The organism is Streptomyces sp. NPDC059853, from assembly GCF_042731495.1.
Lineage (GTDB): Bacteria > Actinomycetota > Actinomycetes > Streptomycetales > Streptomycetaceae > Streptomyces.
Genome location: NZ_JBHWJL010000175.1, coordinates 1 through 10,503 on the forward strand (window position 1 = coordinate 1; position 10,503 = coordinate 10,503).

Below are 10,503 nucleotides of genomic sequence, written 5' to 3' on the forward strand. Positions count from 1 at the left end.
GTGCTGGTTCGTTCGGGTTGGAGGGCTGGACGGCCGCCGACCCCCCGGTGGTGCGGAACAGTTCGTCGGCTGCCGGGAGACTCACTCGGCGTGGCACCGGGCGAGCACCTCCCTGGCGAGCTGGCGGTAGGCGGCGGCGCCCACCGAGTTGGAGGCGTAGGTGGTGATGGGCTCACCGGCGACCGTGGTCTCCGGGAAGCGGACGGTGCGTCCGATCACGGTGTGGTACACGCTGTCGTCGAACGCCTCCACGACGCGGGCCAGCACCTCGCGGCTGTGCACGGTGCGGGAGTCGTACATGGTGGCGAGAATGCCGTCCAGGCTCAGCGCGGGGTTGAGCCGCTCCTGCACCTTCTCGATCGTCTCGGTCAGCAGGGCGACGCCGCGCAGGGCGAAGAACTCGCACTCCAGCGGCACGATCACCTTGTGCGCGGCGGTGAGCGCGTTGACGGTGAGCAGGCCGAGCGAGGGCTGGCAGTCGATGACGATGAAGTCGTAGTCGGGCAGCAGCGGTTGCAGGGCGCGGCTGAGGGTCGACTCGCGCGCCACCTCGCTCACCAGCTGTACCTCGGCCGCCGACAGGTCGATGTTGCTCGGCAGCAGGTCCATGCCGGCCACGGCGGTCTTCAGCAGGACCTCGTCCGCGGCCATGCCGCGTTCCATCAGGAGGTTGTAGATGGTGAGGTCGAGTTCCATGGGGTTGACCCCCAGGCCTACCGAGAGGGCGCCCTGCGGGTCGAAGTCCACCAGCAGGACGCGGCGGCCGTATTCGGCCAGCGCCGCACCCAGGTTGATGGCGGAGGTCGTCTTGCCGACGCCGCCCTTCTGGTTGCACATGGCGATGATCTTGGCCGGTCCGCGCTCGGTGAGCGGGCCGGGGATCGGGAAGTACGGCAGCGGGCGCCCGGTGGGGCCGATGCGCTCGCGGCGCTGTCGGGCCGCGTCGGGCGCGATGGTCGCCGCGTATTCGGGGTCGGGTTCGTATTCCGCGTCCGGGTCGTAGAACTGACCGTCGGCCAGTTCTTCGTCATCGGGGATACGGTCGGCGTCTTTCACGTCGTGGCCGTCCGTGCTCTGAGGCGCTGTCATGGTTGCGTGGCTTTGGTGAGTTGCGAAGGTACGGACAGCGATGGAGCCGCCGCCCGCATGTCCTCCCCCGGGAGTAATTGTCGACTCATTCACAAGTCGTCCTACCTCCATGGGGATCAGGAAACTTCTGGACAGAGTCAGCGTTGCACCATGCCGACGATTGGCGACTCTATGGCGTGTCGGCGGTCAGCGGCAACACAATCCGCCGGACCGGTACCGATGTGTCGGGCTTCGCACACCCCCTTGTCAAGGGTGCGCGAGCCGTCCCGAGGTCCGTTCCCACCGCGCCCACTTGGTTGAAAGGGGCACCGGCGGCAGCCGGCGCGTCCTGTCAGCCGATGTGTCGACAAGAGGATGTGATCTTCCCGATGTTGACGCCTCCGGTTGACGGATCGATCGGATCAGGCCAGAACAGCGCCCAGTTCGGTGTGCGGCAGCCCGTGCGCCTCGGCGACGGGACCGTAGACGACCTGCCCCTCGTGGATGTTGAGGCCCAGGGCCAGCGCGGGGTCGCGGCGCAGGGCGTCCGCCCAGCCCCGTCCGGCCAGCTCCACGATATACGGGAGAGTGGCACTCGTCAGGGCATATGTGGAGGTGTGGGGCACCGCGCCGGGCATGTTGGCCACGCAGTAGAAGACCGAATCGTGCACCCGGAAGGTCGGTTCGGCGTGGGTGGTGGGCCGCGAGTCGGCGAAGCAGCCACCCTGGTCGATCGCGATGTCGACAAGGACACTTCCCGGGCGCATCCGGGCCACCAGCTCATTGCTGACCAGTTTTGGCGCCCGCGCCCCGGGGACGAGCACCGCACCGATCACCAGATCGGCCCCGAGGACGGCCCGCTCCAGCTCGAAGGCGTTGGAGACCACGGTCTTCACCCGGGTGCCGAAGATGCGGTCCGCCTCCCGGAGTTTGGTCACATCCCGGTCCAGCAGCGTCACATGGAAGCCGAGCCCGACCGCGATCTGGGTGGCGTGCCAGCCGGAGACCCCGCCGCCGATCACCACCGCCTCGCCGGGCGCCGTGCCCGGGACGCCACCGGGCAGCACCCCGCGCCCGCCGGCCGAGCGCATCAGATGGTAGGCGCCGACCTGGGGCGCGATCCGGCCCGCCACCTCCGACATGGGCGCCAGCAGCGGCAGCGCCCGCCCGGCGGTCTCCACCGTCTCGTACGCGATGGCCGTGGTGCCGGAGTCGAGCAGCGCCCGGGTGCACTCCTGGGAGGCGGCCAGATGGAGATAGGTGAACAGGACCTGCCCCTTGCGCATCCGCGGGTACTCCTCGGCCACCGGCTCCTTGACCTTGAGCACCAGCTCCGCCTCGGCCCACACCTCGTCGGCGCCGGGCGCGATGGAAGCCCCGGCCGCCGCGTACTCCTCGTCGGTGATGGCCGAGCCGAGCCCGGCGCCGCGTTCGACGGCGACCCGGTGTCCCGCGGTGACCAGTTCGTGCACGCCCGCCGGCGTGATGGCGACCCGGAACTCGTTGTTCTTGACCTCGCGGGGAATCCCGACCTTCACGTGGATCACGGTCCTTGCGTCATTGCCGAAGGCAGAACGGGCAGTGTCAGACCAGTGTAAAGAAGGCACGGAGCCTGTCCAGCCTTACTTTCGATCGATCACCCGGGAGAGAACTCTATGTTTCGCAAGTCCTTCCCTGAGGTTTCCCAGAGGATTCCACCGCGGCGCCCCGGCCCGCCGCGCGGTAGCCGGCCGCCTGCGCCATCCGTCCCATCCGCTCCGCGATCCGCGCCAGCAGCTCCCGCACCTGCCCCGCCAGCTCCCGGTCCCCCACCGCCGAGGCCAGCCGCAGCGCCTCCTCGCCCGACCGCAGCGCCTCCTGGGGCCGCCCCGCGTACTCCTGCACCGTGGCCAGCTCCGCCAGCGCCACCGCCTGGCCGCGCCGGTCCCCCTCCCTGCGGTGCGCCGCGGCCGCCGCCCGCCACGCCCGCAGCGCCTCGCCCCAGTGCCGGGTACGGGTGAGGGCCGCCCCGATCCGCCCGTGCAGCCGGGCCACCGCCGCGCCGTCCCCGCGCGCCTGCCCGCTCGCCAGCGCCCGCCCGTACCAGTCGGCCGCCCGCTGCCAGTCCGCCAGCTCCGCGTAGGTGTCCCCGACCGACTCCACCGCCCGCGCGGCGAGCGGACCGTCCGGCCCGGCGCGATCGGAGCGCGCCGCGTCCAGCGCCGCCCGGTAGCGCTCCAGCGCCTGCCCCGAACGCCCGGCCGCCAGGTCCAGGTCCCCCAGCACCAGCAGCGCCGCCGCCCGTTCCCCCGCCATCCCGCGCCGGGTCGCCACGCCGAGCACCAGTTCGTGCAGCCGGTACAGCTCCGGCGCCGCCCCCTCCCGGCCCCGGTGCGCCAGCAGGGCCCCGGTCAGCGCCCCCACCAGCCGTCTGGCCAGCGTGTCGAGGTCCCCGCCGTCCTCGACCGCCGTGCGGGCGGCGGCGGTCAGCGCGGGCAGCCCGGCCGCCAGCCAGCGCGCCGCGTCCGCCGGGTCCTCGAACCGCAGCGCCGCCGGCAGCCCCGCCAGCCACTGCCGGGCCGGGCTGCCCAGCGGCTCGGTCACCGCCTGGGCGGCCCGCAGCCGGCGCACCGCGCGCTCCAGCATCCGGGCCCGTGCCAGCAGCACCTCGGCCGGACGCTCCCGGGTCCGCAGCAGGAGACGCAGCAGCGGGTCGAGGGCACCCGGCAGCCGGTACTCCCCCTGTTCACTGCCGGGCGGCGCGGGCCGTACCAGCCCGAGCAGGGCGAAGTTCTCCAGCGCCCCGCGCGCCGCCCCCAGCGAGCAGCCGGCCAGCGCCGCCACCGTGTGCGCGTCCAGCGCCCCGGCCGGGGCCAGCGTCAGCAGCCGCAGGGTGCGGGCGGCGGCCGGGGGCAGGGCCCCGTACACCAGCCGGAACGCCAGCGCCACCGGATCCGTGTGACCGGCCAGCCCGTCCTCGTCGGCGGGCCGGGAGATCCGGGCCAGCGCCTCGGCGATCGTGGCCTCCGGGCGCATCGCCAGCCAGCCCGCGGTGAGCACCACGGCCGCGGGGAGCCCGCCGCACACCTCGATCAGCCGGTCCGCGGCGGTCGGGTCCACAGTGATCCGGATCTCCCCGGCGCCGCGCCGCAGCAGGGCCAGCGCGGCGGTGCGCTTGAGCCCGCCCAGGGTGCACGGGCGGACATCGGGGACACCGGTGAGCGGCCCCCGGGAGACGGCGAGCACCAGACAGTCGCGGGTGTCGGGGATCAGCTCGGACAGCTGCCCCGCCGCGCTCACGTCGTCCAGCAGGAGCAGCGCCCGGCGCTTGGCCAGCGCGCCGCGCAGGACGTCGGTCAGTTCTTCCTCGTCCGCCCCGGCCGGAGCCGGCACGTCGAGGGCGGTCAGCAGCTCACGCGCGGCGCGCTCCAGGGGCACCGGTTCGCCGCCCGGATCGGTGAGCCGGGCGCGCAGCAGCCCGTCCGGGTAACGGCCGGTGGCCAATTGCTCCTGGGCGAACTCCTCCGCCAGCGCGGTCCGCCCGCTGCCGGGTGGCCCGGCCACCAGCAGCACCCTGCTGCGCGGCGCCGGCCGGCCCGCCAGGGTGGCCAGCCCCGCCCCGTCGATGTCGGCGCGCAACCGCGCGAGTTCGCCCTGTCGTCCGAGCAGTCCCCCGAGGCCAGGGGACTCGTGCACCGCCGCTTCCGTCACTGCGCGCCCTCTGCTTCGCGTGCGTGGTGAGTGGTGAGCGCAGCGTATGCCACCGGGGGCGTGCGCCCTGCCATGACACGGGACGCCCGCGATCGGCTACGGCCGCTCCCGGCGGAGCACGGCGGGTACGCGGGGCGTGCCGGAGCACAGGGCGCGCCGGGCGCCGGGTGGCGGCGCGCAGGTCCGGCGCGGGCGCCGGGGCACGCGACCGCGGCAGCGCCCGGCCCCGCCCGGCGGCCGCCCGCGACCGTACCCGGCACGGCGCCGCCCGGGCCCCGGTGTCTAGGCCGGGAAGGGCCGGGCCGGCCAGGGGGCCAGCGCCGGACGCAGCGCGTCCTCGCCGTCGCCCGCCCGGGCGGCGGCCAGCGCCAGGGCGCCGACCACCAGGCAGTTGTTGTGCAGCTCGCCCGCCAGGACGCCCCGCAGCAGCTCGGAAAGCGGCACCCGGGCGTGCTCCATCGCGGCCTCCTCCTCGGCCACCGCGTACCGCTCGCCCTCGGCGTCGGACAGCTCGCGGGCCAGGAAGATCCGCACCGCCTCGTCGCAGCCGCCCGGCGTGGTGTACACATCGGCCAGCACCCGCCAGTCCTCGGCCTTGATGTGCGCCTCCTCGTACAGCTCGCGCTGGGCGGCGTGCAGCGGGTTCTCGCCGGGGACATCCAGCAGCCCGGCCGGGATCTCCCACAGCCGCTGCCGTACGGGGTGCCGGTACTGCCGGATCACCACCACCCGGTCCGCCGCGTCCAGCGCCAGGACCGCCACCGAACCCGGATGCACCTGGTAGTCGCGGCGCACCACGGAGCCGTCCGGCATCACCACGTCGTCCGTGCGGACGCTGGTCTTGTTGCCGGTGAAGGGGGTGGCCGTGGCGTGCACCGGCCAGGAGTCGGGAATGTCGCGGAGTTCGGCGGTCATCGTCTTCTCAGGCGGCCTTTCGCTCGACTGCGGCCTTCACCAGGCCGGCGAACAGCGGATGCGGACGGGTGGGCCGGGAACGCAGCTCCGGGTGCGCCTGGGTGGCGACCAGGTACGGGTGGACCTCGCGCGGGTACTCGACGTACTCGACGAGCTTGTTGTCCGGCGAGGTCCCGGAGAAGACCAGCCCGGCCTTCTTCTCCAGATCGGCCCGGTAGGCGTTGTTCACCTCGTACCGGTGCCGGTGGCGCTCCTCGACGTACGGCTCGCCGCCGTACACCTCGCGCACGATCGAGCCCTCGGCCAGCTTCGCCGGGTACAGGCCGAGCCGCATCGTGCCGCCCATGTCGCCCTCACCGGCCACGATGTCCAGCTGCTCGGCCATGGTGGAGATCACCGGGTGCGCGGTGGCGCGGTCGAACTCGGTGGAGTCGGCGCCCTCGATCCCGGCCAGATTGCGCGCGGCCTCGATCACCACGCACTGCAGGCCCAGGCACAGGCCCAGCAGCGGCACCCGGTTCTCCCGGGCCCAGGTGATCGCGGAGATCTTGCCGTCCACGCCCCGGTCACCGAATCCGCCCGGGATGCACACCGCGTCGCAGTCGGCCAGCTGCTCGGCCGCGCCGCCCGGCGTCTTGCAGTCGTCCGAGGTCACCCACTTGATCTTCACCCGGGCGTTGTTGGCGAAGCCGCCCGCCCGCAGCGCCTCGGTCACCGACAGATACGCGTCGGGCAGATCGATGTACTTGCCCACCAGCGCCACCCGCACCTCGTGCTCGGGGTGGTGGACGACGCGCAGCAGGTCGTTCCACTGCGTCCAGTTGACGTCGCGGAACGGCAGGTCGAGGCGGCGCACGGCGTACGCGTCCAGGCCCTCGGAGTGCAGCACCTTGGGGATGTCGTAGATCGAGGGGGCGTCCATGCAGGCCACCACGGCGGCCTCGTCGACGTCGCACATCAGCGAGATCTTGTGCTTGATGGCCAGCGGCACCTCGCGGTCGGCGCGCAGCACGATCGCGTCGGGCTGGATGCCGATGTTGCGCAGCGCGGCCACCGAGTGCTGGGTGGGCTTGGTCTTCAGCTCGCCGGAGGGGCCGATGTAGGGCAGCAGCGAGATGTGCACGACGAAGACGTTGTCCCGCCCCACCTCGTGCCGCACCTGGCGCACCGCCTCCAGGAACGGCAGCGACTCGATGTCGCCGACGGTGCCGCCGACCTCGGTGATGACCACGTCCACGTCGTCGCCCGCCATCCGGCGGACCCGGTGCTTGATCTCGTTGGTGATGTGCGGGATGACCTGCACGGTGTCGCCCAGGTACTCGCCGCGCCGCTCCTTGGCGATCACGGTGGAGTAGATCTGCCCGGTGGTGACGTTGGCGGTGCCGTCGAGGTCGACGTCGAGGAAGCGCTCGTAGTGGCCGATGTCCAGGTCCGTCTCGGCCCCGTCGTTGGTGACGAAGACCTCGCCGTGCTGGAAGGGATTCATGGTGCCGGGATCCACGTTCAGATACGGGTCCAGCTTCTGCATGGTGACGCGCAGCCCGCGCGCCTTGAGCAGGGCACCGAGCGAGGAGGCGGTGAGCCCCTTGCCGAGCGAGGAGGCGACCCCGCCGGTGACGAAGATGTGCTTGGTCGTCGTGCGGGGACTGGAGGCAGTGGCCAAAACGGGCTCCCGTGGTCGCGAGGTCGGATGCGGCTCGGGGGTCCTGCTGCCCTCCGCTCCACGGGCTACCAGCGTATCAGTGAGCGGGCGGTAGCCAGGCGGTACACGAATGGCGCGCGGACACCCGCGAGCCGTCGTATCCTGCTCGGACGCTCAATTGAGCGACCGAGATATCGCACGTCCCACGGGGGCGGCCCCACCGTTCGACTGGAGATGCAAGTGGCCGGGCGCATCGAGGATTACGCACTCATCGGCGACATGCAGACCGCCGCCCTTGTCTGCCGGGACGGCTCGGCCGATTGGCTGTGTCTGCCCCGTTTTGACTCCCACGCGGTCTTCGCGGGTCTGCTGGGCACAGATGAGCACGGTTTCTGGCGCATCGGGCCGGCGCACGGCAAGGACGTGCCGCCGCCGCCCGCCACCCGGCGCCGTTACCGGGGCGACTCGCTCATCCTGGAGTCCGAGTGGGACACCACGCGCGGCACCGTGCGTGTGACCGACTTCATGCCGCCGCGCGGCAGCGACGCCCCGCAGCTGGTGCGGATCGTCGAGGGTGTCAGCGGCCGGGTGCCGATGCGCTCGGTGCTGCGGATGCGCTTCTCCTACGGGTGGGTCGTGCCGTGGGTGCACAAGGTCGACGACCGCACGGTCGCGGTGGCGGGCCCGGACTCGGTGTGGCTGGACACCGAGGCCGACACCTACGGCAAGAACCTCACCACCTACTCCGACTTCACCGTGGCCCCCGGGGACCGGATCGCGTTCACCATCAGCTGGCAGCCCTCGCACAAGGAGCCGCCGCCGGTGCCGCAGCCCGAGGAGGCGCTGACCACCACCGAGGAGTTCTGGCGCGAGTGGGTCAGCCACTGCACGTACCACGGCCCGTACCGGGAGGCGGTGATCCGCTCGCTGATCACCCTCAAGGCCCTCACCTACGCGCCGACCGGCGGCATCGTCGCCGCCCCCACCACCTCGCTGCCCGAGGAGATCGGCGGGTCCCGCAACTGGGACTACCGCTACACCTGGCTGCGGGACGCCGCGATCACCCTCTCCTCGCTGCTGCGCACCGGCTACCACGAGGAGGCGCGGGCCTGGCGCGAGTGGCTGCTGCGCGCGGTGGCGGGCGACCCGCAGAACCTCCAGATCATGTACGGCGTGGCGGGCGAGCGCGAGCTGTCCGAGGCCGAGCTGAGCTGGCTGCCCGGCTACGAGAACTCCCAGCCGGTACGGATCGGCAACGGCGCGGCCGGCCAGCTCCAGCTGGACGTGTACGGCGAGGTCACCGAGGCGCTGCATCTGGGCCACATGACCGGCCTGGCCCGCAACGATCACGCCAATCTCCTCCAGCTGAAGCTCATCCGCTACCTGGAGGACCACTGGAACGAGCCGGACGAGGGCATCTGGGAGGTGCGCGGCCCGCGCCGGCACTTCGTGCACTCGAAGGTGATGGCCTGGGTCGCGGTGGACCGCACCGTCAAGCTGATCGAGTCGGGCGAGGTGGACGGCCCGCTGGAGCGCTGGCGCGATCTGCGCGACGAGATCCACCGGGACGTGTGCGAGCACGGGTACGACAAGGAGCGCAACACCTTCACCCAGTCCTACGGTTCGCGGGAACTGGACGCCTCGCTGCTGCTCATCCCGCAGATGGGCTTCCTGCCGCCGGACGACAAGCGGGTCATCGGCACCATCGAGGCGATCCAGCGCGAACTGTCCACCCTGGACGGCTTCATCCTGCGCTACCCGACCGCCGGCGAGGAGGCGGGTGTCGACGGCCTGGAAGGTGACGAGGGCGCGTTCCTGGCCTGCTCGTTCTGGCTGGCGGACGATCTGGCGATGATCGGCCGGGTGGACGAGGCCCGCAAGCTGTTCGAACGGCTGCTGTCGCTCCGCAACGACCTCGGACTGCTGGCCGAGGAGTGGGACCCGCGCCGCCAGCGGCAGGTCGGCAACTTCCCGCAGGCGTTCTCGCACGTGCCGCTCATCGACACCGCGCTGCGGCTGACGGCCTCGGGAGCGTACGGAGGCTGATCCGCACGCCCGCGCACGACCGGTGGCCGCCCCGGCTGGAGTACGGGGCGGCCACCGGCGTGTGGGGCGGTCCGTCAGAAGGGGCTGATGGTCAGCGTGAACTGCTGCGGCGCGTGGTCCTGGATGTAGGACGCGAAGTCCGCCACGTCGTCGAAGGCGAACCCGTAGGCCCGGCCGTCCACCATGGCCGCGTGCAGCGCCTTGGCGTAGTGGTGGGTGATGTCGTTCTGGTAGAACGCCGCCGCGTCGGTGACCGGCTGTTCGGGGTGGCTGTGCGCGGTGGTGCGGTTGAGGGCGGCGCCGAGGATGGCGGCGACCGGGCCGCGGATGCCGTCGTTGGGGGCGTGCAGCGCCCCGTCGCAGAACAGCAGGTCGCGGGTGGTCGGCCGGTCGACGATCACCTCGGCCGGGCCGTTGAAGACCAGCCGGCCCCCGGAGGCGCGCCCCGTGTAGTAGCCCTCGTTGGTCCGGATGTTCAGCTGGTGGCCGTCCGCCCAGATCCGGTCGATGTAGGAATCGAAGTAGCCGCTGGGGAACAGTCCGGCGTCCAGGCCGTGGCTGGGGGCGAGCACCCGGCGGTCGCCGATCACCAGCGGCGCGAACGCCTCGTGCCGGCCGACCTCGGTGAAGATCTGCTGCCGGCCGCCGTCCTTGAGCCGGCCCGCCGTCTGGTCGGCGGTGCCCTGGAGCCGGATGTCCAGCGGCACGCTGAACATGTCGACCATGGTGACGTTGCAGAACATGCCGTCCGCGTTGTACGTGAACTCGGCGCAGTCGTGCAGCACCTCGTAGTTGGGGTCGGAGGTCACCCAGCCGGCCGGGTAGGCGAGCGCGGGGACACCGTTGCCGTCCAGGACCGCCTTGAACTTGAGCTTGTCGCCGAGGGCGGTGTAGATGCGGCCCGACATGTACGGCAGCTGGAGGGTGGTGGTGCCGGAGCCGGCCAGCGGGATGGCGTAGTCGGTGAAGCCGTCCGGGCCGTTGTCGTCGAGGGAGATCGGGGCGAGGGTGCCCTCGGGGGTGAGCCGCACCTGGCGGCCGTCCACGTTGCCGACGACGTAGAGGTGGATGCTGCTGTTGGCCCACTCGCCGGTGTTGTTGACGATGTGGACGGGGAGGGTGGCGGCGGAGGCGGCCGGCGC

7 protein-coding genes are annotated in these 10,503 nt (G+C 72.2%); 1 reads left to right on the forward strand and 6 read right to left on the reverse strand.

Annotated features, from left to right (window positions below; translation table 11 throughout):
- Window positions 1-81 precede the first annotated feature (81 nt).
- The 5 genes from ACFV5N_RS18175 to ACFV5N_RS18195 all read right to left on the reverse strand — a co-directional run bounded on the left by ACFV5N_RS18175 (window position 82) and on the right by ACFV5N_RS18195 (window position 7,336).
- Entirely contained in the window at window positions 82-1,182 is a 1,101-nt protein-coding gene (locus ACFV5N_RS18175; protein ID WP_385600592.1) for a ParA family protein, read from the reverse strand.
- 308 nt (window positions 1,183-1,490) lie between these two features.
- Window positions 1,491-2,606: an alanine dehydrogenase gene (gene ald / locus ACFV5N_RS18180; protein ID WP_385600609.1), complete on the reverse strand. Its 1,116-nt coding sequence runs from the start codon at window positions 2,604-2,606 to the stop codon at window positions 1,491-1,493.
- 115 nt (window positions 2,607-2,721) lie between these two features.
- On the reverse strand, window positions 2,722-4,743 hold the full coding sequence (locus tag ACFV5N_RS18185; RefSeq protein WP_385600595.1) for a tetratricopeptide repeat protein: 2,022 nt from the start codon (window positions 4,741-4,743) through the stop codon (window positions 2,722-2,724).
- 297 nt (window positions 4,744-5,040) lie between these two features.
- Window positions 5,041-5,673: an NUDIX domain-containing protein gene (locus ACFV5N_RS18190; protein WP_385600598.1), complete on the reverse strand. Its 633-nt coding sequence runs from the start codon at window positions 5,671-5,673 to the stop codon at window positions 5,041-5,043.
- A 7-nt stretch (window positions 5,674-5,680) separates the two neighbouring features.
- A complete protein-coding gene (locus ACFV5N_RS18195) occupies window positions 5,681-7,336 on the reverse strand; it encodes a CTP synthase (protein ID WP_385600600.1) in 1,656 nt (551 codons plus the stop codon).
- A gap of 213 nt (window positions 7,337-7,549) precedes the next feature.
- Between ACFV5N_RS18195 and ACFV5N_RS18200 the strand changes: the two genes are divergently transcribed.
- Window positions 7,550-9,361 carry a glycoside hydrolase family 15 protein gene (locus ACFV5N_RS18200; protein WP_385600603.1) on the forward strand — a complete coding sequence of 604 codons (1,812 nt, stop codon included), beginning with the start codon at window positions 7,550-7,552 and terminating at the stop codon, window positions 9,359-9,361.
- A gap of 74 nt (window positions 9,362-9,435) precedes the next feature.
- On the opposite strand, the gene ACFV5N_RS18205 is transcribed toward ACFV5N_RS18200, so the two are convergent.
- A partial coding sequence (locus tag ACFV5N_RS18205; protein ID WP_385600606.1) for a beta-1,3-glucanase family protein occupies window positions 9,436-10,503 on the reverse strand: 1,068 nt, incomplete at its 5' end.

What these genes read in the sequence shown, in the direction of transcription:
- ACFV5N_RS18190 (WP_385600598.1), bottom strand. Translation starts at nt 5,673, where the DNA reads ATGACCGCCGAACTCCGCGACATTCCCGACTCCTGGCCGGTGCACGCC.
- ACFV5N_RS18200 (WP_385600603.1), top strand. Translation starts at nt 7,550, where the DNA reads ATGCAAGTGGCCGGGCGCATCGAGGATTACGCACTCATCGGCGACATG.